The organism is Pseudalkalibacillus sp. NRS-1564 (assembly GCF_050467905.1).
GTDB lineage: Bacteria > Bacillota > Bacilli > Bacillales > Guptibacillaceae > Guptibacillus > Guptibacillus hwajinpoensis_B.
In genome coordinates, this window is the sequence record NZ_JBITPM010000044.1 from 47,059 (window position 1) to 68,996 (window position 21,938).

The window sequence follows — 21,938 nt, forward strand, 5'->3', positions numbered from 1 at the left end:
ACTGTTTAGATAATAACCCTGTTAATAGTATAATAAAAAATGTCAATTGTTTAAATATTGGGGGAACTACTGTGGATGATCAACGATACGAGCGTGAATTACTCACCATGAAAACCATTGCCGAAACATTAAATCGTTCAACCGACCTGAAAACAATGCTTCAATCTGTTCTTGAAGAGCTTTTGAACGTCACCGGGCTGAAAACAGGATGGATTTTCTTATCAAACTATAAGAAGCAGTTTACTTGTACAGCCGATGCAAGACTTCCTGAAGCTCTTGCATTAAGAAGAAAGGAACCAATGTGTAAAGGAACTTGCTGGTGCTTAAATAAATTTTGGGATGGACGACTGACCGAAGCAGTTAACATCATTGAATGCAAACGAATTGAAGATGCCATTCATCACAAAACCGGTGACACAGAAGGGTTGACTCATCATGCGACCGTTCCATTAACAGCCGCCGGGGAATCATTTGGTATTTTAAATGTTGGTTCACCTGGTAAAGAAAAGTTTTCTGAGGAAGAACTTACTCTACTTGAATCGGTTGCTTTTCAAATTGGAACAGCTATTAAACGAGTACGATTATATCAGGATGAGCAAAAACGTGCAGAAAACTATTCGAAACTTGAATCACTTACAAGAGAATTATGGAAGTGCGAACATACTGAGGAGATCATTAACGGGATTGTACGGCAAACCGCTCAATCTTTTAACTGGCCTATCGTCGGTTATTTTCATAATAGCGGTCACCAGCATCTTCTCCACTCTTTGTACGATCAAAACAAATTAAACGTACTGAACATGCCTTATTCTGATGATACACTAAAAGAACTTATAGAAGCAGTGGATAAAGAAATTCCAGTTACACCTCACACGTTTCATCTTCCAATTGATGCGGAAATCACTGAAATTCATGCCCGAGCGGTTACGATTCGAAATGATCAAATAGGTATTCTATTTGCTCTTAGTCACAACGATGTAAGGCTCTCAAAAATAGATGAAGAAATTTTACAAGCTGTTGCTGATCACACGGCTCTTGCGATTGAGCAATCACGGGTAAATGAAAAGAGACAGGAGCTCATCCTCTCTGAAGAACGAAACAGACTTGCAAGAGACTTGCATGATTCCGTTAGCCAAAAACTGTTCTCATTATCAATGACAGCACGTGGTGCACAGAGTATCCAAGACAATCCTCTAGTTCTTAATGAGGCATTAGTCGATATTCAACAGCTATCTCAGAAAGCAATGCAAGAAATGAAAACATTAATCTGGCAGCTTCGACCTGTGGGAATTGAAGCCGGCGTGATGACGTCCCTTAAAAATTATGCACTAGGACTAGGTCTTCAAGCCTTTTGTGACGTTTCAGGTCTTAAACTCCTCCCTAGACCAATAGAAGAGGCGCTCTTCCGGATTGGTCAAGAAGCGCTCAACAATATACATAAGCATGCTGCTGTAAATGAAGTATCACTTCAGCTGGCATTTTCTGAAACCGATGCTAGCTTAACAATTGTGGATCACGGTGTTGGCTTTGATCAAACGACTGTTGGGGATTGCACCCTTGGTCTTAGAGGAATGAAGGAACGTGCGGCCATACTAGGTGGCCATTTATCCATCACAAGTACAAGAAACTTTGGAACAACAGTACAAGTTATACTGCCGATATGAGAGGAGGATATGATGAAAATTAAATTACTTCTTGCTGATGACCATCTTATGGTCCGAAAAGGACTTCGCTTATTCTTACAAACACAGGAGGATATTGACATTATTGGGGAAGCAGTAAATGGAGTTGAAGCCGTGAAGCTTGCTTATGAGCTTAGTCCTGACGTTATTTTAATGGATCTAGTTATGCCCGAAATGGATGGAATTGAAGCAACTAAACAGTTGAAAAAAACGCACCACACATCAAAATTATTATCTTAACAAGTTTTTCAGATCAGGATCATGTTCTTCCAGCCATTAGCGCTGGTGCTGAAGGGTATCAATTAAAAGACATTGACCCTGATGAGTTAGTTTATACAATACGCGCAGCATTTAGCGGTAAACGCCACCTTCATCCACTCGCTACAAATCAGCTGATGTCTCATATGACTAAGAAAGATCAAGTCGATGATGAACGCAGAATCACAAACCTTACACCAAGGGAGAAAGAGGTATTAAGAGAAATCACTCTTGGGAAGAGCAACAAAGAGGTTGCTGCCGCTTTATATATTACTGAAAAAACAGTAAAAACTCATGTAAGTAGTATTCTTTCCAAATTAAATTTCCACGATCGGACACAGGCTGCTCTCTTCGCGACAAAGCAGAACTGGTTTGAAAATTAAATCTACAACTAAAGGCTGAGACTGAATTCCTTCTTCCCTCCGATGCCCGATACAAGAATTTAAAATACACTTAGATTGAAATACTCACATTTGAGGTAATAAAAGAATATAGAGGTATGAGAAAGGAGCTTTCCTATGAAAGTAATGGTGATGAACGGTAGTCCAAGAGACAAATCTATGACGAGGAATTTAACAAATACAGTTACCGATCAATTAGATGAAAAGGGAATTGAAGTGCTCACATTCGACGCAGGATTCCATGACCTCCCTTTATTTAAAGGAAGAAAAGAAGATCTTGATCATCCAGAGGTGCAGCGCCTCATAAACCATGCAACAAAAGCTGATGCATTTGTTATTTGCTCTCCTGAATACCACAATGGCATGAGCGGAGCTTTAAAAAACGCACTCGATTTTTTAGGTGGTTCTCATTTCAAACATAAGCCAACTGTTCTTGCTTCTGTTGGCGGTGGTGGAAAAGGCGGTATTAACGCATTGAACAATATGAGAACAGTTATGAGAGGGTTATATGCTCTCGTCCTCCCTGATCAATTCTGCGCAGATCCTACATGCTTTGATGAGAAAGGTTACATGGTGGAAACAAAAGCGAAAGAACGTCTGACAATCGTTATAGATGAACTAGTTTCCCTATCCCAAACGATAGAAAATAAAATAGAAGTACAGTAAGAAAGAGCCCGATAGCGTTTCTCTATCGGGCTCTTTTCGCCTATTCTATGACTCCCGACTCTGTTACTTTCACATCCATATGAAATTCGATATCCATATCAGGATAACGGTCCATCCAATCCTCGTGACTGAAATCACCTCGAGTCACACTACGAGTCGCATTCCCAAGTCCAAGAGGATCGATCTTTAGCCGTTGGAATTCTTGAATCATCTCATTTCCTCTGTTCTCAATTTCCTTCTCCATCGTTTTCTCAATTTCTTTAAGCTTCTGAGGGGTTAGCTGCTTTCCTGAGTACTCCTTGATTACTCCTAAAACCTCACCATGAGCTTGAACCTTATTGCTTCTAACCTTTTTTAAGTTAAGGTTTCTTTTAGAAGCAATATTATAAATAGCAGCATGCTCTTCATCATTCAGTTTCACAGTAAATGAATCGTTACTAGAAAATTTCTCATACAGAATTTTGAATGTAAACAAACTTTGTGAGTCAATGGTAGTAACCATTTTATCTCCATTGAATAATGCAAGCCCAATAATCTTCACCTTATCTCCATCTTGTTCAACCAACGGAAGGATCGGATCATTTCCTTCTGAGTAGTAATGGTACAGAAAGTTATGCAAACTCGTTTGTGGCAGCATGCCGTGCTTAGTATTATGACTTAAAGTATCATGGATAAATGTACCAGTATCCACGTTCCCATAATTGGTACTTAATAATGTTTCCATGTCACTGTTAGAAATGCCCAAGAACACTCTTGAACCAATTGACGGATCTCTTTGGAGCGTATCAACCAATTCAATAATACCTTCTGATTCTGCCATTTCCCTGCTAAAGAGAGCAACCTCCAGTTTTCCACTTACAAATGATTTTGATGACTCGGAATTATATTGACTGCGAATTTCTTTACTAAGTTCAGCTGTTTGAATAAAGATGCTATTATCAACCCTACCATTAGCTTGGTATTGGGGAGCTACTGCAATTCCTTTAATAAAACTTTCTTCATTGTCATCTTCAGGGAGATCATAACCGATAATCGTCACCATTTGAATATCATCTAGAATACTGCTTTCCACACACCCTGTAAGTAGGACACTACATATTACGAATACCAGGATCAGTCTCATTCTGACCTCCCCACCTTACTTTTGATATACTGAACTACAAATAAGAATGGTACATAGAGATAAACAAAGTAGAACCCCATTTGACTCGTATACTGATTTAGTAAATCAATGCTCTCTCTCCTAGCAAAGGCACTGCTAGCCAATAAAATGACAAAAAGAAGAGGGATCGTCACATTTCGTTGACTGATATTTGATAACCTCCTAATTGCTCTACCTCCAGCCCATATCGTAATGCAGAGATTTGGAAGAATCACAAGTGCCCACGAGGTAATACCAATGTACTCAAAACGCTGAACAAAAGGCATTTCTGCAATTTTCCATGTTGTTAGCGTCGCCCAAATGGTCTTTTGTAACTGTTCGGTACTAAAGAAGGCGATCGTTGTGATCATGACTGTTGTATAAATAAAAACCGTAAATAAGTTCCCTGCCTGCGCCCATCGATGAGATTTTTCGGGGTCTTTCACAAATGGGAGGTACATAAAAAGCGTTGTAAAACCTAAATAAGATAAGGAAGCCCCCTTAACTCCCTCATACATTTCAATTATAGAGTGGTTGAATATCGGCAGAAGGTCTCGGAAATGTCCATAAAACATCGGAAAGATCATCGTTAAAATAAGATAAAATGGCAATACGACACCAAAGAAAGCTATACCGGCAACTACCCTAAACCCGCCAGATAAACAGTAATAGACTAAAAGTAGAAACACAGAACCGAAGATCCATTTATTTAAGTCTGGAAACATCCATACTTGAACTACTTCGATATATGTACGTAGAATAGTCACACTCATCGCAATGAAATAAACAATAGCAATCCAGCTTAATAATCCTCCTAACCATTTCCCAAAAAGATTTTGATGTAACGAAATGAGATCCCCTTTTTCCTTTAGCATGATTTTATATATCAAAAAAATAATCACATTTAGACTAAGGCCAGCAACTAGTACCGAAATCCAAGCATCATTTCCTGCATACTTTGCGCTGATTCTTTGAAACCCCATAACTCCTACCCCAACTTGAACGGAATGAACAAGGTAAAACACTAGAAATGGAGATACTTTATACTCATCTTTCACTTCTGGTCCAGCCATATAAAAGCATCTCCTTTCTACGTTTACTCATGGAAATCATTTTTCTCTTTCTTCGTTACTGGATTAAAACGTACTGTATCCTCTGTTTGTAATTGAATAGGTCGCTTATTTTGAAACTTCAACGGAAGCCTAATAAGAGCATCCTTTAAATCCTGAACACGTAATGGGTAGATTGGCTCTAGGAATGGTCTACCTAACGATTTTAATTTAAGAAGGTGGGCTATTAAAAAGCTAAAGCAGATCGTTACACCAAGAAGGCCCCACAGATGAGCAAAAAACAGGAAAGGAAACCTCGTTAAGCGAATGGTATTGCTCATTCGATAGACAGGAGTTGTAAAAGAGGCAAGAGCAGAAAGTGCCACAATGATTAATAGGACGTTGCTTGTTAACCCTGCCTCAACCGAAGCAGTTCCAATAACGATACCGCCTACGATACCGATCGTTTGACCGACTTTTGTCGGCAATCGTGCTCCAGCTTCTCTTAGCAACTCAATGGCTAACTCCAAAAATATGGCTTCAAGAATGGGAGGTAGCGGTATACGTTGCCTGGAGCTAACGAGGGTGCCGAGTAGATCTTTCGGTATCAGTTCATAATGATAGGTTAATGTTGCTACATAAACGGGTGTCACAAGTATTGAAAATAAAATCGCAAAAATACGGATCAAGCGAGCACTTGAGGCGACGATCCAATTCACAAAATAGTCTTCAAATGCTGAAAAGAATTCGACAAGCGTCGTTGGCCCAATCAAAGCCTGAGGTGATCCATCTGAAAGAATCACTACTTTCCCTTCGCATAACACAGATGTTGCCCGGTCAGGTCTTTCGGTATCAATCAGTTGCGGAAAAGGAGAATTTCTATTATCGGAGATCAGTTGCATAAGAACTGAACTATCGACAACCTGATCTACTTTAAGGTCTTTAAGACGCTGTTTAACAGTGTTTACATTTTCTTCGTTCGCGATTCCCTCCAGGTAGAGAATAACTACTTTCGTTTTTGTCAGCTTACCGATCGTTAACTCATATGCTTTTAATTCATGCACAGGTAATCTTTTTCGGATTAAATGGATATTGGTATCTAGCGCTTCTACAAATGCTTCCTTTGAGCCGACAACTGTAAACTCGACTTCAGGTTGTGTGATCGCTCGGGCTTTTTTGACCTGGCAAGGTATCATGGCACATTTCGTTGCAGACTCACTCAAGCGAATGATAATAAAACCCATCATCACTTTTTCACAAATCACCTTAAGGTCTTCTGAAATGATGACGCCTGGCACGGGCACCCTTTTCTTCACCTCATCAAGTGACTTCAATGGTTCTCTCACGAGATAGGGTAAAATGTGGTCGTTGAATTCATTCTCATGAATAAGCGTTTTAAAATAATATAAGAAGAAAGAGCTGTTATCCTGCTTATTTTCAAAATGCAAAAAATCATCGGAGTCTTTTAAGCTTTTAATTAGCTCAGGCAAGTTTTTCACCTTATCGGGAGATCGACTTTTTTTAAACCATCGAAGCACTTTCAGTCACCACACATTCTCATGTTCTCCTTGTAGTTTCTACAAGTCACATCAATTTATCCACCTCCAGGCTTCATCAATGAAATCAAACCAAATAAAAAAGCGTGTCATTACGACACGCTTTTCCCTTTATTGTCCTTGTGCTAGTGAGTATGCAATCTTACCGTCAAAACGATATAAGTTCTCGATCTTAATCCAATCTAACTCTTCGGATTCAATTTTTGTTAGTAGATCACGGATAGCTCCCTGAGTTTCTTTTTTACCTTCAACTGGCTGGAATCTGCAGCGCCAATGATCAGATAAGAAGGTTTCAGAGAATCCATTGGGATATACTTTCACACCACGATTTGTCATCATCACAAATTCATGATTGCTTTCTGCCGCTGCACGCGTTAGCTTCTCTGCAATTTCATCAATTGTTAGGGTGTTGTTAAATAAGAATACATCTGTTCCGTCAAGCTCGCGTTCAGGAACATAATTGGGACGATTCGTTTCTTCTTTCTCTTCCAATACTTCTTTACGATATACAACCGGTTCGAGTACTGAAGGAGATTGACCAAGACGTTCAACTACTGCATGAGAGAATTCTTTCGTTCCAACAGCATTTTTTCCTTTTGCAATATCGCCTGTTAGCACGCCATCCTCAATTGTTTTCAACCATGCATTGTGAATTTTCTCTGCAGCTTCAGGCTGACCAATATGAACAAGCATCATAATCGCACCGTGCAGAAGACCTGATGGGTTCGCAATACCTTTACCTGCAATATCAGGAGCGCTTCCGTGAATAGCTTCAAACATCGCAATTTGATCACCGATATTGGCAGATCCCGCCAAACCTACACTTCCAGCAATTTGAGCGGCAATATCAGAAGCGATATCACCGTATAAATTCAATGTTACGATCACATCAAATTCTTCAGGCGAATCAGCTAAGCGCGCCATACCAATGTCAACAATATAACTATTAGATTCAATTTCAGGATATTCAGCCGCAATCTCTTTGAAAACCTGATGGAAAAGACCATCACTTAATTTCATGATGTTATCTTTCACGAGGCATGTTACTTTCTTACGATTGTTTTTACGAGCATATTCAAATGCATGACGAATGATACGCTCAGATCCCGGTCGTGAAATAAGCTTCAAGCTTTGTACAACGTCCGGTGTTTGCTGATGCTCAATTCCTGAATAGAGGTCTTCTTCATTTTCTCGAACAATGACAAGATCCATGTCAGGATGCTTATTTTCTACAACAGGGTTATAAGAAACGCAAGGGCGAACGTTTGCATATAGACCCATAGCGGTACGAATGGTTACATTTAAGCTCTTGTATCCTCCACCCTGTGGTGTTGTAATAGGTGCTTTGAGAAGTACTTTAGTTCGACGCAACGAATCCCATGCTTCCTGAGGAATTCCCGTTGAATTTCCAGAAAGGTATACTTTCTCTCCAACGTCAATAAATTCAGGCTCAATTTCAGCCCCAGCTTGTTCTAAGATGTGCAAGGTTGCTTCCATAATTTCTGGACCAATGCCGTCTCCTGTTGCTACCGTAATTGGGCGCTTTTCTGCCATGATCTTCTCTCCTTCTCTCTGGTCTATCAATACACATTGAAAAACCCGGTAGGCTCAATTAGAGAACACCGGATCTTCCAGATACAGTGAAATATCCATTTCTCAAGATCGTTCAACTCTGGACTTGAATCATGGAATAAACCAACATTTTGTTATCGCTTTCCAAGGTTATTATAGAAATCATGTGCTTTTTTGTCAATTTTACAGAGTTTCTGTCATCGCCGCTTCAAAAAAACCAGCCTCTAAAGGAAGAGGACTGGTTGATCATTATTGAAGCGCTTTGACGTCGTCCACGATCTCTTCAAATGGAACGTTAGAATAGCCAGAATACTTCTTAACGGCAATCCCTTTTTTATTCACAAGGTAGAAATTAGTACCATGAATGAATTGATCTGAACTTGGGTCAGCATCTACAGCCGTTTTAAAACTACTTTCCGCAAAACCTTTTATTTCGTCTTCCGTGTATCCAGTCAAGAAGTGCCAGTTAGATAGATCAGCATCAAATTTTTCAGAGAATGTCACAAGCTGTTCAGGAGTATCCCGTTCAGGATCTACTGAAAATGAAACGAGTTCTACATCTACATCCGCTTCACTTAGCTTATCCTGAAGCTGTGACATATTCGCTGTCATTGGGGGACACACCGTCTCACAATTTGTAAAAATAAAATCAGCTATCCACACTTTTCCTTCTAAATCATTTAATCCAAACTCACTGTTTGTATGGTCTGTATATGTAAAATCTTGTACTTCCCAATCGAGATCGTCAGGAACATCTTTTCCACATGCAGCTAGTACGACAAGAAGAGTTATTACTGTTACTAATAACAGTCGATTCTTCATTAGGGTAACCTCCAATAAAAATAAAATTAAGCGCTCTCTTTACCTTATCTCAAAATAAGGAAAGATGCTATACGACGTAAATATCGGTTTTAAGAATTTCATGAACAAAATAATGTATCAATCAAAAAAAGTCTCTTTTTATGTTCAAAAGTTTAAACTTTAGAACTATAAGTATTTAAAAAGAGTAGAAGGACTAATAACAGGTCTCTTCTACTTTTGCTAACAGCATTTTTAACGTCGTGACACCATCCTCTAATTGAAGAGAATAGAATCTCGTTGTGCCTTTCTGCTCAACAGAAACAAGCCCAACTTCACGCAAAATTTTCAGATGATGAGAAATAGCAGGACGTGATAAAGTCGATCGCTCCGTAATCTCATTCACACTTAATGGATCGTGTTCACTAAGTAGCATAATAATATCCTGTCTATAGGGATCACCAAGCGCCTGGAAGATTGGTGTGCTTTTGCGAAAAAGTTGGATCGCTTCCTGATGGTCATTTTTCTGATTCATAGCAGAAAGCCTCCTATTTGTTTAAGTGTTTAAACATATAACCTGATTTCAGCATATAGTAATCCTTCTATCCTGTCAATAAACGGTTTCTGTTATGAATAACCTAACTTTTTCAAGACTAACTGATGATTTGGGTTCATTTCTTTAGGTAACTCGTTTAGTGGAAAATATTTCACTTCTGACACTTCATTTCCATCTAGTTTAAAGGCTTCGCTTTCACATTGTCCCTTATAAACAGCAATAACACTATAAACCTCATCTCCATTTGGATATCGGTAATGTAACTCTTCACCAGAGAAAAGAGAAACAAACGTTAACTCCTTAATACCTACTCCTACTTCCTCAAACGTTTCACGTACAGCCGTCTCTTCAAAAGATTCTCCAGGCTCCATAAATCCACCTGTTAATCCCCATAGCTTATTATCTGTTCTCTTCTGTAACAGTAGCCTGCTCTTCGTATGATCAAATAATAAAATCGCAACACCAGGTAGAATTAATGGCCGACTCCCAACTAACGCTCTTATTTGTTGAATATAGTCCATAGTACCTCCTAAAGAATTGAAATCAAACAAAAAGCCTCTCGATCTCTCGAAAAGGCTTTTTATGCGGTGGCAAACGCCCAAACCCAGAAGGCTACACCCCAGATAGCACAAAGAACTAATAAAATAATAAGAAGGCGAATATTTTTATTTCTCATGGTTGTCCATCTCCCCATGTTCTACCGTTTTTTCTTTTCTCTTTAACATATACAAGAAAAACCCAAATAAACCAAATACTACAAAAAATAGCCCTGTTGACATATAAACTAGAATCGACCCTATTTCCATATTTTGTCCACCTTTCTAATTCCGTACTACCCGCTGTATGATAAATAGATGGATAATACTCCAATGACCATCATCGTTATAAAAGGCAGAACAAAGGCCAGGAAAATAACAGCGGATTCTGTTTTATGCTGTTTAATTTTAGATAACAAGAAGCCATTCTCCTTTCACTTTATCAATCACTCAAATAATAGTATAACGAAACTTCACTTCATTACCGTCCATTTTTCTTGAACGTTTCCGTACAATTCTACCATACAGAGCGATTAATCGTGACAGGCATGGTGGATCGCCTGGTGAAGCAGTGCCATCACATGCTGATCATCAGGAGAATAAAAAATACTTGTGCCGGCTCTTCTAAACTTTACTAAGCGTAAGTTCTTCAAAAAGCGAAGCTGATGAGAAACAGTCGATTGAGAAAGATGCAGGGCATCCGCTATTTCACTTACAGCACACTCCCGATCTGCCAATAAATTTAATATCCGAATCCTCGTTGGATCTCCTAGAGCTTTAAAAGTTTGCGAAACAATAAAAAGTGTTTCTTCATCTAGATCTAATTGTTCTTTTGCCACATCTTGCCCTTGATTATCCAAAACGATCCCCTCTCCCTCATTACATGAACAAATATTCATATACCATTCTGTTGCCATTGTATGAAAGACCTTTCACTATTGTCAACTTAGATGGGGAAGCCTGTCACGATTCCTTCACACAAAATGTAGAACCCGCCTTGAGTTAATGGTAAATCCTTTTTACAATAGAGTAAGAAGAAAAAGTAAAGGCTTTCTTATCGTTAGATAGGATGCAAGAAGATGATATGGTATGATGAAAACGGTCAACATTTACTGTCAGGCATTATGATCATAGATGGAGGTGTTCCTAATGTGGGAACAATTAACAAGTACATTTTCGTTTAGTGCTTTATGGAGTCCTGGAATTATGGTAGCAGCAATCGTTATTGCTGGATTCTACTTACTTCTAACAGGACCTTGGAAAAATAGCTTTAAAGACTCAGCACCGATCCCCCTTTACAAAAAGATCTTTTTCTTAATCGGGGTTTTCTTATTTTATCTCGGACTTGGCGGTCCACTATCACTTATGGGGCATTTATTACTCAGCATCCATATGACTGAGATGGCGCTCGTTTATTTAGTCGCTCCACCACTCATGATAGTAGGCACCCCAGCATGGTTGCTCCGTCCACTGCTAAATATCAAAGTGATTCGCAAAATCTTTAAATTTTTCACATTCCCTATTATTTCACTGCTTTTATTTAACGGGTTATTTTCTTTCTATCATATCCCAGAAATCTTTGATTACTTAATGGTGCACTATACGGCTCAGAATTTCTATAAAGCCGCTCTTATCCTGACTGCCTTTGCTATGTGGTGGCCACTTGTTTGTCCAATACCAGAATACGATACGTTATCAGGTGTTAAAAAACTTGGATACATCTTCGCAGATGGTGTCCTACTCACACCAGCATGTGCTCTCATTATTTTCGCAACTACTCCATTATACGCTACATATACAGATCCAACGATTTGGGCAAATGCTATGGGATATTGCGTACCAACCGGCACGACCGTTTCACCTGAACTATTTGACCAATTCAAGCCACTAGGCATCATGGAAGACCAACAGCTAGGCGGCATCATCATGAAAATCATCCAAGAACTCTCATACGGCACCGCACTAGGCTACATCTTCTTCCAATGGGCAAGAAGAGAACGAGAAAAAGACGCCGAAGAACTACAATCACCAGAATTCCGAATCAGTGAGATTTAAACGAAAAGCGGAAGTGGGCGGTTAGGGTCGACAAGCGCTGGAGGCCCATAAAAAGAACACGGTCTTTGTGTTCATTTTATGGGCTGAAGCGATCGAGAACCTGCCCACTGCAGCTAGACACCGAAAAGCGGAAGTGGGCGGTTAGACACGGCAGGCACTGGAGCCTTTTCATTTGAACACGGTCTTTGTGTTCGGATGAAAAGGTGAAGTGACCGAGTGTCTGCCCACTGCAGCTGGATCACCGAAAAGCGGAGACGAGCGTTTAGAAACGGAGATATTGGAGCTCTTGAACTAGAACACACCCTTTGTGTTCTGGTGAAAGAGTGAAATATCGCAGTTTCTGCGAGTCGTAGCTAGACATGAAAAGCGGAGACGAGCGTTTAGAAACGGAGATATTGGAGCTCTTGAACTAGAACACGCCCTTTGTGTTCTGGTGAAAGAGTGAAATATCGCAGTTTCTGCGAGTCGTAGCTAGACACCGAAAACCAAAACCGTCCCGTTCAAAAAGCCATGAAGCACTTTGCTTCATGGCTTTTGTTATTGCATACCCTTCCGTCTTAACAATTGTCGTAATCCGCCCCCAATTACTACCCCAATAACAATACCTATAATAGCAACAAAGGTCGGTGGAATAACAAAAGGCTCTGTTCTTAAATTCGATACAATCACAGCCACCGTAGAAAAATACGCTCCACATACAAAGGGTAAAGACAGGTAATCACCTGGTAGTTTCCCTGCTTTTTCAATAGCACCTAGATAGCTTTCATAAATCGCAAACATGTAAACACAAGGATAAAACATAGCCCATTCATAATTTGTAACTGAAATTGCCTGGACGGACTTACCTTGAAAACTATAGAGAATATTCATATTAAGATTTGCATTCACATTGATCAAAAACTCAAGCCCAATAAAAAAAGCACCTCTTATGTAATTCTTATTAATGATTTGTCCAAACCCGGGAAAGGCAATACTCCACAAGAGAACTTCAATTGGATTTACTTTTCTGTTCATCCCATCACCAGCTTCTTATTGTCTCAGCTACACTTTTACCTTTTCCATATTACTGGTATTTCATCCAACTCTCATGGAATTATTTTCAGAAGTAGCACCCTTCTTTTTGATCCATACTACGGATATAAGAAAAAGAAAGGAGAATTGACTATGTTAACAACGAACCAACTTCGTTCATATAAGAAAATGATTCAAGAACGCATCCTGGCTCTTAGTGATGAATTAGATGAAAACGATGAATTTGGTGTTTCTCAATCTTTTGCTCAACATTCTACAGGTGAACTATCCAATTACGATAATCACCCTGGCGATACGGCGACAGAATTATATGAACGCGAGAAAGATCTATCACTAAATGAACATGCAAAAACAGAATTAGCAGAACTGACAAAGGCCCTTGAACGAATTGGAAATGGAAAATATGGCATATGTGAAGTTTGTGGAAATGATATTTCCACAGAAAGACTCGCTGCCCTTCCAACAGCTTCAACATGTGTAGAACATAGTCCATCACAAAAAACATCAGACAGAAGACCAGCAGAAGAAGGTGTACTTGGTAATTCCTTCGAGGAACATGTAAACGACTCTAACGATGCTACCTTTTTTGACGCTGAAGATTCATGGCAACGAGCTGCGAAGTATGGAACATCCGAAACACCTTCAGACTTTAACGCTCAGGAAATGAACTATGACAAAATGTATATTGATTCCAATGAGCCTGTCGGGTATGTCGAGGAAATCGAATCATTTTTATCAGCCGATCTAGATGGCAAACCATCTGGAGTGATTCCAAATCAACGTCATGAACGTTATGAAGACTTACTGGATGATCATGACCATAAGGCAAGTCAGGGTACAATCGAAGATAGTGACCTCATCTAAATAAGACAGCCCTAAAAACAGGCTGTCTTATTACATTTCTTCTGGTGCATGTAGTCCTAACAATCGCAAGCCTTCTTGTAAAACAATGGATACGGCTGACACTAGTTGCAGTCTCGCTTGTTTACAGGATGGGTCATCTAAGATACGAATCTGTCCATAGTATTTATTAAAAGAACGTGAAAGGTCAAGGACAAACTTTGCGATTTGAGAAGGGTCGTATTCAGCTGCTGCTCTTTCAATTACATTTGGAAAACTAAGCAGCTTTGTGACAACTGACCAGGCTTCTTCATCTTCGAGACCTTTTATATGATCATTGGAATGAAAATCCCCTTTGCGTAGAATAGAACAAGCACGCGCATGAGTATATTGCACGTACGGACCAGTTTCACCCTCGACACGTAGCATGTCTTCAAGTGAAAACTCTATATCATTTCGACGATCATTCTTTAAGTCATGAAACAAAATGGCCCCTACCCCAATTTGTTCAGCAATCGCGTTTTTATTTTCTAAACTAGGATTTTTGGTTTCAATATTTACTTTTGCAAGCTCGATTGCTTCAGTCAACACTTCTTCTAGCAATACTACTTTCCCTTTTCTTGTCGACATTTTCTTTCCATCTTTTAACATCATTCCGAAGTTAATATGGTGCATTTGATCTGCCCAATCGAATCCCATTTTCTTTAGTACTTCAAATAATTGTTTGAAATGTAGACTCTGTTCATTTCCTACGACATAGAGAGCCTTACTAAATCCATATGTTTCATAGCGATAAATGGCTGCAGCGAGATCACGGGTTGCATAAAGTGTGGCGCCATCTTTCTTCTTAATTAGACATGGTGGTAAGCTCTCTCCAAGTTCTACTACCATGGCGCCACGAGATTCAACTAAGAGATTTTTTTCTTCAAGTAGATCAATGACACTCTGCATTTTATCATTATAAAATGCTTCCCCATTTGTTGAATCAAAGGTAATCCCCATAAGCTCATAAATTCGATCAAACTCTTTAAGAGATTCTTCACGGAACCATCTCCATAATGAAACGGCTTCTGGGTTACCTTCTTCTAATTCTTTAAATGCCTTACGTCCTTCATCTTCAAGACCATTATCTGATTCCGCTTTTTCATGAAATGTAATATAGAGCTTAAGGAGTTCTTTAATCGTTTGCTCACGAACCTTTTGCTCCTCCCCCCACTTTCGGTAGGCCGTTATCAATTTGCCGAACTGAGTTCCCCAGTCCCCAAGATGATTAATGCGAATGGGGCGATAGCCGACTTTTTCAACAATTAGCGCTAATGAATTTCCAATAACGGTTGAGCGTAAATGGCCCATTGAGAAGGGCTTCGCTATATTAGGTGAGGAAAGATCAATCGTCACGGCACCTCCCTTTCCTACATTAGAAGCACCGTACTCACTTCCCTCACGTACAATGCGACTTATTACTTCAGTACTAACCATTTTTTTATTAAGAAACACATTAACATAAGGCCCAACAGCTTCTACTTTTTCAAAGGCTGACTCATGAATGTCAGTAACAAGCTCCTTCGCAATTTGATGAGGAGCCATTCGTTTCACTTTGGCAAGATCAAAGCATGGGAAGGCATAGTCACCTAAAGAGTCATGCTTAGGCAGTTCAATTCGCTGCAGAATATTAAGAAAGCTCACTTCTTCTTCACATGCTTGATAAAGTTGTTGTGCAAATAATTCTTTGTAATTCATACATTCCCTCCTATTTGTATATCCATTTGCCTATAAAAAAATCTCCGTCTCTATAAAAGAGACGGAGATGAATTCCGCGGTACCACTCTGATTGCTCAATAAAACGATTTGAGCCTACTTCACTCTATAACGGGGAGTCCGACTGCTTCTACTTAATTCAAAACAGTGTCTTGAAAGTCCGGTTCATGCCTGCTAAGGTTCCTAGCTCTCACCATCCCCGGATCGCTTTATCCGTATACAAACACTACTCTCTTTCGCATTGACGATACAATATTAGTCTTATTATAGCCGACTTCCATATAAATTCAACCACTTATTTTATAAGTCCTTTTTCAGATTCAGAATATCCATTTTTTTCACCATCAGCAAAACCTTCCTGATACCCTTCTCGATAAATGGATGTTAAGTACATGGAAATCAGCTGTCTTACTTTTGGCTCTACGTTCACGACCTCTAAATGCTTCATACACCGATCAACTGCCAATTTTTCCTTTTGAACATTTTTAATCGTCATCGTTAGAACCACCTTCCGGATAAGTTATCCGTATTATACACCACCTTAACAATGTATTTGCACTCATTCGACAAGACTCGATTTGAATTATGTTAAAACCCTACAAAAGACCAGTAAACGACGAGAACAATCACGGGATAACAAAGACTATAGACCTATCACAAGGCATTTATAACTCTTTTAAATCATTCATGAATGATTCATTTCAATTCGTATACATAACTTCTCAATTATTATAACAACCTATACCTAGCTAATTTTATTGAGGAGGGTGCATTGTGAGACGAAGTAAACGAAAATCAATTCGAAATGAGTCCTACCAAATTCCAACTGCTACTGAATCACATGATGCATACTATTCTCTTGAAGAGAACAAAGAATATATAAAAGCAAAATTTCATAATACAGAAGATATCAAATTCAGAAATATTACGGTTCAGGATGTGAAATGCCTACTTGCTTATTTAGATCCTTTAGTTGATGAAGAGAAGCTACAAAGAACGATTATGAAACCATTATTTGAGACAAACCAGTTAAACATCGAGGATACAGTCACATCAAAGGAATACCGGCGATCAAAAAATTTAAATGAAGCTATTACAGGATTAACAAAAGGATTTGTCGTTCTACTAATAAACGGACAAGTACATTTTTATTTACTAGAAGCTTTCTCAGGAAATTCTAGAGCAATATCTGAGCCAATTAATGAGCAAGTCGTTCGCGGTTCACATGAAGGTTTTGTCGAAAATATTATGCAAAACCTACAAATGCTTCGTAGAAGAATTGAGAATCCTAACCTTGTGATTAGGTTCTTTAAAGTTGGTAAAACAACAGACACGAAAATAGCTGTTATTTACTTACAGCACCTTACAAACCCTGATCTTATCGCAGAAATAGAAAAAAGAATCACATCAATTAAAACGGATTCCATTCAAACGCCTGGCTATGTAGAGGAGTTTATTGAGGATGCACCATTCTCTCCATTCCCCCAAATGCTAAGTACGGAACGACCTGATAGAATGACTGCTCACCTCATGGAAGGAAGAGTCGGTCTCCTAATGGAAGGAAGCCCTGCAACTTTAATTTTTCCAGTAACTTTTTTTGCCTTTTATCAATCGCCTGAAGACTACAACAGCAGATGGTATATTGGATCTATCTTAAGACTCATAAGAGTAGCCAGCTTTATTTTTGCATTAGGGTTGCCTTCATTATACATCGCCACCGTATCTTTTCACCCAGAGGTACTACCTGCCGAGTTAATCTTAAATATTAAAAGCTCGCTTGAAAACGTTCCATTCCCACCATTACTAGAAGCTTTAATTATGCAAATTATTCTTGAATTATTGAGAGAAGCTGCTATACGACTACCAGGTCCTATTGCACAAACAATTGGTATTGTTGGGGGTTTAGTTATTGGGACTGCGATTGTAGAAGCTAACCTTGTATCGAATATGATGATTATTGTCGTCGCACTGACGGCTATATCATCCTTTGCAGTTCCATCGTATGAAATGAGTATGTCAATCAGGCTGCTTGGTTTTCCACTCATGCTCCTTTCTGCAGCATTTGGATTTATTGGGCTTGTCTTCGGATTATCCATCATTTTAATCCACTTATGTGGTTTAGAAACTTTCGGCACACCTTATTTCTCCCCGCTTGCACCATTTCGTTTCAACGAACTAAAAGATTCTGTTATTCGCCTTCCAAGATGGTTACTCGGTAGGCGACCGTCAGACGTTCGTGCACAGCATGGAACACAGGAGTGGGTCTCAAGAAGGTGGAAACAAAATGAAGACGAGTAGCAAAATTAATTCGGCGCAGCTTTTTTTCATCATATTCCAAACACAAGTTGGCGTAGGCGTACTCTCTCTTCCCTCTTCCTTATATGCAGGAGCTGGAACTGATGGCTGGATTACTCTTCTTGTTACTGGTGTTGCTATCCAACTAATTATTTTTATACTTTACTTTTTGAGCAACCGTTTCCCATCATTAACGCTTTTTGAATATGGGCCTAAAATCATTGGCAAATATGTAGCATTCGTCGTCTCACTTCTTTACACACTATTCGCTATTTCAACAGCGGTCATTGTATTGGAATTGTTTGAAACCACAATAAAAACTTGGATCTTATTTCGAACACCCATGATTGTCATCTTTTTATTGCTGACGATTAGTGGCACTTACCTTGCTATTGGCAGAATCAAAGTAATGGGGAGATTTTATCAGTTTGTTTCAGTTCTAATTATTCCTCTGATCATTATGGCCGCCTATACTTCAAAGGACGCGGATATTCGTTATATCTTGCCAATTGGTCAAAATGGCGTAGGAACAATCCTAAAAGCAACACAGCAAGGGATAGTATCCATGCTGGGTTTTGAAATCGTATTATTCATTTACCCTTACGTTCAAACAAAAGGGAAAGCAGCACTAAAAAGCTTAACACTGGCTAATATAGCAGTAACATTATTATATAGCTTTTTAACATTTGCAACGTACGTCTTTTTTAGCCCTGCTCAGCTTGAAATGATTCCTGAACCCCTCGTGTATATGTTAAAAGGTGTATCCTTTGTAATTGTGGATAGAGTGGATCTCCTTTTTCTTTCGATCTGGATCGTTTCTGTTATGACTTCCTATGTATCGTATATATATATTGCAGGAAGAGGCATTCAATATTTAACAAAAAGAAAAAAACTACTGGTCCCATTTTGACTGCCGCCTTTATTGCACTGTTTTTCTCAATGTTTTCACATGATCGATATACTGTGGAAATGATTTCTAGTTATCATGCGAAAGCAAGTTATTTTTTTGCCCTTGGCTTCCCTCTCCTGCTTTTGCTCATTAGTCTTTTATTTAAGAAGAAAGAGGAGTCACGATGAAAAAACTAAAACATCTTTCCATCATTTTTTCGCTCAGCCTGTTATTTCTGACCTCTTGCTGGGATCAGGAACTTTTAAAAGAATCGAAGCTGATTTATGGGGCTGGATTGGATTATGAGAATGAAAATGAAATTCGCACAACGTTCGCCGTTCGGAACCTTGGTATTCCAGTTAGTCAAGGGGGCGTATACTCTAATCGTATTATTTCCGTTTCAGGGTCTTCACCAAGAGATACGCGAATTAAAGTGGATCGAGTTTTATCAAAGCAAGTAACAGCTTCAAAAAATCAGCTCATTCTCTTAGGGAAAGAGATAGCCAAAAAAGACATTGACCACATTTTTGATGTCCTGTACAGAGATCCAAAAGGTCCACTAGACGCTAGAGTCGGAGTTGTCGATGGACGAGCCGAAGACATGTTAAATTTAGACCATATTGGCGATACTCTCATTACAGAATTTATGTCAGATCTTATTAAAGGTGCTGAAAATAAAACAGAAGCCCCGCGAATGACGATCGAAAAAACATTTCGTTATTCTAAAGATGTTGGACAAGATTACGCCCTTCCATATATTAGTTTCAACAAGGATGTGGGCGCACCTGAAATAAACGGAATTGCTTTATTTCATCACGCCAACTATACAGGAGTTGTTCTTCCTCCAATAGACGCAACCTTACTACTCCTTATGGCTGATAGGAAAAGTAAAAAAGCAAGTATTACAGAAAATATTGGTGAAGAACACAATGAAGGTTTTCTCACCAAAACCGTTACTATAAACGTCCGAAATGCCAAAGCATCTAATGAATATTCTTTTCAAGATCAACAATTAAATAAAGGCGTTATCAATCTTGAAATAAGAGGAAATGTAGAAGAATATCCTCAAAACCATCTGTTTAAAGAAGGAATGGTACATGATATTGCAGATGAATTATCCACACGGTTAACAAAAAGAGCGAATGATATTCTTCATAAACTTCAAGAAGCCAACTGTGACTTCCTAGGTATTGGTCGTGATTTAAATGCTTATCACCACAAAGCATGGAATGAAAAACAGTGGGATAATGACTATCCAAAACTAGATCTTCAGGCAAACGTAAAGGTAAAGATCGCTGAAACAGGAATAATTAAATAGAAAGAGAGTAAGCGCACAACGCTTACTCTCTTTCTATTTGCTTCATCTCTTCAATCGCCGGTTCTTTGGCACCATACCAGGAATAGGCGACTTCATAATATTCCCCTTCATCCACAAGGTTCCAGGCCATTTCATCTTCAACCAAAAGTTCAATGGCCTCTCCTTCTCCTTCAGGCTGAACAAAAACATAGAAATGATGATCTGTGCTTTCCTTCTTAATCACTTCACCATGTTCAATATGTTTTTCATGAACATAGGTATACTTTCCAATTAAAAAAAGGCTAACAAGTACGACGATACTCGCAATCGATATATTTAATGCTCTCTTTCTATTCATAGTGCCTCCGTATTGAACATGTTTAGTATTAAGTTACCACAAACATTAGTATTTTAACAAAGTTAGATTAGGATGTTTAATGATTTTTTCACACGGGTACCATTTATTATAAGAGACGATACAAGGAGGAATTACAAATGGCCAAGAATTCTCAATACCAACCAATTCATGAGAGTGGTTTCTCACTAAGTGATGCTCAAGAAGTAGCTTATGCGAAAGAATTTAAGAAAGCAGATATTGCAGGCGGAATTCGTAAGCCTAAAGTGAAAAGGGCAAAGAGCGAAAATCCTGATCTACTTAAATAATGACTCTAAGGAGCCATGCTGATTGCATGGCTCCTTATTTATGCAGTATTTAGACTTCATCAAACCTTTTTCACAAATGCGTCGTACCCATTCTTTTTCAATTTCTGGCATAATTGATCAGCGCTAGCCTTCTCCTTATAAGCGCCGGCCTGGACGTAATACAGTGACTGTGGAAGCGCACCTTTTAAATACCGCACGGCCGCAAGTACAGCTTCCTCAGCGAGCTGAAGGCGATAGGAACGAGCCTTTAATTTTTTTACATCCGACGAAGAATCCAAAAAGCCGTATTCAATTATTACTGTCTCTACATCTCCAGTCAATCGATGCATGTAGTAGTAATCTTTTCTATCCGCTCCTTCTCTAGAGAATACCCTTCGCAATCCCATCCCGGCTTTTTTCAAACCTTCTGCTATACTGCCTGCCAAATCACTCTTTGCGTAAATTGAATGAATAACTTCAGCCCCACTTCCTCCTCCCGCATTATAATGGTTACTCAAACAAATCGAAGCACCTGACCCTTTCACAAGTGCAGAACGCTTTTCAGAAGATAGATCAATATCTGTCGTTCTTGTGATCGCACACGGTATGCCAAGATTCTTCAAAAACTCATATTGATGAAGCGCTACTTCCATAGTCCAATCCTTCTCTTTCACGCCATTCGCCACCGCTCCTGGATCATTCCCGCCATGTCCTGCATCAATGATAATCACTTTTCATTCCCCCTCTATTCCTTTTTCGTATCGATTATTCTCGATACCAATCGCTGCCTCCTTATGCTATATATCGAATTGAAAAAGATAAAAGGGGCATTAACAGATAATTTTTACAAATTCTGCAACCTTTCTTTTGATCCTTCGTCTTAATAGGAAAGGTCTTAGTTTCAATTGCTATTCA

The 21,938-nt window shown here is 39.1% G+C and carries 23 protein-coding genes, 1 pseudogene and 1 other annotated feature; of the genes and pseudogenes, 9 read left to right on the forward strand and 15 right to left on the reverse strand.

The annotated features are described in order from the left end of the window. Positions 1–71 precede the first annotated feature (71 nt). From ACIFPW_RS19765 to ACIFPW_RS19775, 3 genes and pseudogenes are all read left to right on the forward strand, one after another. Complete coding sequence (locus ACIFPW_RS19765) at positions 72–1,664, forward strand: GAF domain-containing sensor histidine kinase (protein WP_430246739.1); 1,593 nt, start codon at positions 72–74, stop codon at positions 1,662–1,664. 12 nt (positions 1,665–1,676) lie between these two features. Next, positions 1,677–2,323, forward strand: a pseudogene (locus ACIFPW_RS19770) (response regulator). Between the two features lie 135 nt (positions 2,324–2,458). Continuing rightward, on the forward strand, positions 2,459–3,007 hold the full coding sequence (locus ACIFPW_RS19775; RefSeq protein ID WP_194220170.1) for an NADPH-dependent FMN reductase: 549 nt from the start codon (positions 2,459–2,461) through the stop codon (positions 3,005–3,007). A 40-nt stretch (positions 3,008–3,047) separates the two neighbouring features. Here ACIFPW_RS19775 and ACIFPW_RS19780 read toward each other — a convergent pair whose 3' ends face one another. From ACIFPW_RS19780 to ACIFPW_RS19825, 10 genes are all read right to left on the reverse strand, one after another. After that, the gene (locus ACIFPW_RS19780) at positions 3,048–4,130 is read right to left on the reverse strand and encodes a Ger(x)C family spore germination protein (protein ID WP_430246741.1); all 1,083 of its coding nucleotides are present in this window, start codon (positions 4,128–4,130) and stop codon (positions 3,048–3,050) included. Beyond that, the gene (locus ACIFPW_RS19785; protein ID WP_430246743.1) at positions 4,127–5,221 is read right to left on the reverse strand and encodes a GerAB/ArcD/ProY family transporter; all 1,095 of its coding nucleotides are present in this window, start codon (positions 5,219–5,221) and stop codon (positions 4,127–4,129) included. The genes ACIFPW_RS19780 and ACIFPW_RS19785 overlap by 4 nt, the downstream gene beginning before the upstream one ends. Positions 5,222–5,244: 23 nt before the next feature. Further along, positions 5,245–6,696 (reverse strand): spore germination protein, encoded by a 1,452-nt coding sequence (locus tag ACIFPW_RS19790; protein ID WP_430246919.1) that lies wholly within the window; start codon positions 6,694–6,696, stop codon positions 5,245–5,247. Positions 6,697–6,864: 168 nt separating this feature from the next. Beyond that, positions 6,865–8,307: an NADP-dependent isocitrate dehydrogenase gene (locus ACIFPW_RS19795; protein ID WP_430246745.1), complete on the reverse strand. Its 1,443-nt coding sequence runs from the start codon at positions 8,305–8,307 to the stop codon at positions 6,865–6,867. 267 nt (positions 8,308–8,574) lie between these two features. After that, positions 8,575–9,147 (reverse strand): SCO family protein, encoded by a 573-nt coding sequence (locus ACIFPW_RS19800; RefSeq protein WP_430246747.1) that lies wholly within the window; start codon positions 9,145–9,147, stop codon positions 8,575–8,577. A gap of 193 nt (positions 9,148–9,340) precedes the next feature. Continuing rightward, entirely contained in the window at positions 9,341–9,658 is a 318-nt protein-coding gene (locus ACIFPW_RS19805; RefSeq protein WP_194220176.1) for an ArsR/SmtB family transcription factor, read from the reverse strand. Between the two features lie 92 nt (positions 9,659–9,750). After that, entirely contained in the window at positions 9,751–10,200 is a 450-nt protein-coding gene (locus tag ACIFPW_RS19810) for an NUDIX hydrolase (RefSeq protein WP_430246749.1), read from the reverse strand. A gap of 144 nt (positions 10,201–10,344) precedes the next feature. Then, a complete protein-coding gene (locus ACIFPW_RS19815) occupies positions 10,345–10,485 on the reverse strand; it encodes a hypothetical protein (protein WP_430246751.1) in 141 nt (46 codons plus the stop codon). A 26-nt stretch (positions 10,486–10,511) separates the two neighbouring features. After that, positions 10,512–10,634, reverse strand: a complete 123-nt coding sequence (locus ACIFPW_RS19820) for a hypothetical protein (protein ID WP_276511829.1) — start codon at positions 10,632–10,634, stop codon at positions 10,512–10,514. Positions 10,635–10,748: 114 nt separating this feature from the next. Then, complete coding sequence (locus tag ACIFPW_RS19825) at positions 10,749–11,075, reverse strand: ArsR/SmtB family transcription factor (RefSeq protein WP_303532963.1); 327 nt, start codon at positions 11,073–11,075, stop codon at positions 10,749–10,751. 289 nt (positions 11,076–11,364) lie between these two features. Here ACIFPW_RS19825 and ctaG point away from each other — a divergent pair, with 289 nt between their 5' ends. Continuing rightward, the gene (gene ctaG, locus ACIFPW_RS19830) at positions 11,365–12,270 is read left to right on the forward strand and encodes a cytochrome c oxidase assembly factor CtaG (RefSeq protein WP_430246754.1); all 906 of its coding nucleotides are present in this window, start codon (positions 11,365–11,367) and stop codon (positions 12,268–12,270) included. A gap of 537 nt (positions 12,271–12,807) precedes the next feature. Here the strand turns inward: ctaG and ACIFPW_RS19835 are convergent. Next, complete coding sequence (locus ACIFPW_RS19835; RefSeq protein WP_283152968.1) at positions 12,808–13,284, reverse strand: hypothetical protein; 477 nt, start codon at positions 13,282–13,284, stop codon at positions 12,808–12,810. 150 nt (positions 13,285–13,434) lie between these two features. Here ACIFPW_RS19835 and ACIFPW_RS19840 point away from each other — a divergent pair, with 150 nt between their 5' ends. Continuing rightward, positions 13,435–14,166: a TraR/DksA C4-type zinc finger protein gene (locus tag ACIFPW_RS19840; RefSeq protein WP_430246757.1), complete on the forward strand. Its 732-nt coding sequence runs from the start codon at positions 13,435–13,437 to the stop codon at positions 14,164–14,166. A gap of 30 nt (positions 14,167–14,196) precedes the next feature. On the opposite strand, the gene argS is transcribed toward ACIFPW_RS19840, so the two are convergent. Together argS and ACIFPW_RS19850 are read right to left on the reverse strand one after the other, a co-directional pair. After that, positions 14,197–15,882 (reverse strand): arginine--tRNA ligase, encoded by a 1,686-nt coding sequence (gene argS, locus ACIFPW_RS19845; protein WP_430246759.1) that lies wholly within the window; start codon positions 15,880–15,882, stop codon positions 14,197–14,199. Between the two features lie 54 nt (positions 15,883–15,936). Then, positions 15,937–16,151, reverse strand: a binding site (T-box leader). A gap of 44 nt (positions 16,152–16,195) precedes the next feature. After that, positions 16,196–16,396 carry a hypothetical protein gene (locus ACIFPW_RS19850; RefSeq protein WP_430246761.1) on the reverse strand — a complete coding sequence of 67 codons (201 nt, stop codon included), beginning with the start codon at positions 16,394–16,396 and terminating at the stop codon, positions 16,196–16,198. A gap of 278 nt (positions 16,397–16,674) precedes the next feature. On the opposite strand from ACIFPW_RS19850, the gene ACIFPW_RS19855 reads away from it, so the two are divergent. From ACIFPW_RS19855 to ACIFPW_RS19865, 3 genes are all read left to right on the forward strand, one after another. Further along, on the forward strand, positions 16,675–18,198 hold the full coding sequence (locus tag ACIFPW_RS19855; RefSeq protein ID WP_430246763.1) for a spore germination protein: 1,524 nt from the start codon (positions 16,675–16,677) through the stop codon (positions 18,196–18,198). Further along, the gene (locus tag ACIFPW_RS19860) at positions 18,185–19,105 is read left to right on the forward strand and encodes a GerAB/ArcD/ProY family transporter (RefSeq protein WP_430246765.1); all 921 of its coding nucleotides are present in this window, start codon (positions 18,185–18,187) and stop codon (positions 19,103–19,105) included. The genes ACIFPW_RS19855 and ACIFPW_RS19860 overlap by 14 nt, the downstream gene beginning before the upstream one ends. A gap of 163 nt (positions 19,106–19,268) precedes the next feature. Beyond that, positions 19,269–20,402: a Ger(x)C family spore germination protein gene (locus tag ACIFPW_RS19865; RefSeq protein WP_430246767.1), complete on the forward strand. Its 1,134-nt coding sequence runs from the start codon at positions 19,269–19,271 to the stop codon at positions 20,400–20,402. A gap of 22 nt (positions 20,403–20,424) precedes the next feature. Here the strand turns inward: ACIFPW_RS19865 and ACIFPW_RS19870 are convergent, their stop codons facing one another. Next, positions 20,425–20,739, reverse strand: coding sequence for a hypothetical protein (locus ACIFPW_RS19870; protein WP_283152975.1), 315 nt, complete (start codon positions 20,737–20,739; stop codon positions 20,425–20,427). 137 nt (positions 20,740–20,876) lie between these two features. On the opposite strand from ACIFPW_RS19870, the gene ACIFPW_RS19875 reads away from it, so the two are divergent. Beyond that, on the forward strand, positions 20,877–21,044 hold the full coding sequence (locus ACIFPW_RS19875; protein WP_084006653.1) for a YfhE family protein: 168 nt from the start codon (positions 20,877–20,879) through the stop codon (positions 21,042–21,044). Positions 21,045–21,103: 59 nt separating this feature from the next. Here the strand turns inward: ACIFPW_RS19875 and ACIFPW_RS19880 are convergent, their stop codons facing one another. Continuing rightward, positions 21,104–21,754 carry an N-acetylmuramoyl-L-alanine amidase gene (locus ACIFPW_RS19880; RefSeq protein WP_430246770.1) on the reverse strand — a complete coding sequence of 217 codons (651 nt, stop codon included), beginning with the start codon at positions 21,752–21,754 and terminating at the stop codon, positions 21,104–21,106. Between the last annotated feature and the right edge of the window lie 184 nt (positions 21,755–21,938).

Bases quoted from the DNA above. Each gene is read 5' to 3' on its own strand.
- ACIFPW_RS19775 (WP_194220170.1), top strand. From the start codon at position 2,459: ATGAAAGTAATGGTGATGAACGGTAGTCCAAGAGACAAATCTATGACG.
- ACIFPW_RS19780 (WP_430246741.1), bottom strand. From the start codon at position 4,130: ATGAGACTGATCCTGGTATTCGTAATATGTAGTGTCCTACTTACAGGG.
- ACIFPW_RS19785 (WP_430246743.1), bottom strand. From the start codon at position 5,221: ATGGCTGGACCAGAAGTGAAAGATGAGTATAAAGTATCTCCATTTCTA.
- ACIFPW_RS19795 (WP_430246745.1), bottom strand. From the start codon at position 8,307: ATGGCAGAAAAGCGCCCAATTACGGTAGCAACAGGAGACGGCATTGGT.
- ACIFPW_RS19800 (WP_430246747.1), bottom strand. From the start codon at position 9,147: ATGAAGAATCGACTGTTATTAGTAACAGTAATAACTCTTCTTGTCGTA.
- ACIFPW_RS19805 (WP_194220176.1), bottom strand. From the start codon at position 9,658: ATGAATCAGAAAAATGACCATCAGGAAGCGATCCAACTTTTTCGCAAA.
- ACIFPW_RS19810 (WP_430246749.1), bottom strand. From the start codon at position 10,200: ATGGACTATATTCAACAAATAAGAGCGTTAGTTGGGAGTCGGCCATTA.
- ACIFPW_RS19815 (WP_430246751.1), bottom strand. From the start codon at position 10,485: ATGGAAATAGGGTCGATTCTAGTTTATATGTCAACAGGGCTATTTTTT.
- ctaG (WP_430246754.1), top strand. From the start codon at position 11,365: ATGTGGGAACAATTAACAAGTACATTTTCGTTTAGTGCTTTATGGAGT.
- ACIFPW_RS19835 (WP_283152968.1), bottom strand. From the start codon at position 13,284: ATGAACAGAAAAGTAAATCCAATTGAAGTTCTCTTGTGGAGTATTGCC.
- ACIFPW_RS19840 (WP_430246757.1), top strand. From the start codon at position 13,435: ATGTTAACAACGAACCAACTTCGTTCATATAAGAAAATGATTCAAGAA.
- argS (WP_430246759.1), bottom strand. From the start codon at position 15,882: ATGAATTACAAAGAATTATTTGCACAACAACTTTATCAAGCATGTGAA.
- ACIFPW_RS19850 (WP_430246761.1), bottom strand. From the start codon at position 16,396: ATGACGATTAAAAATGTTCAAAAGGAAAAATTGGCAGTTGATCGGTGT.
- ACIFPW_RS19860 (WP_430246765.1), top strand. From the start codon at position 18,185: ATGAAGACGAGTAGCAAAATTAATTCGGCGCAGCTTTTTTTCATCATA.
- ACIFPW_RS19865 (WP_430246767.1), top strand. From the start codon at position 19,269: ATGAAAAAACTAAAACATCTTTCCATCATTTTTTCGCTCAGCCTGTTA.
- ACIFPW_RS19870 (WP_283152975.1), bottom strand. From the start codon at position 20,739: ATGAATAGAAAGAGAGCATTAAATATATCGATTGCGAGTATCGTCGTA.
- ACIFPW_RS19875 (WP_084006653.1), top strand. From the start codon at position 20,877: ATGGCCAAGAATTCTCAATACCAACCAATTCATGAGAGTGGTTTCTCA.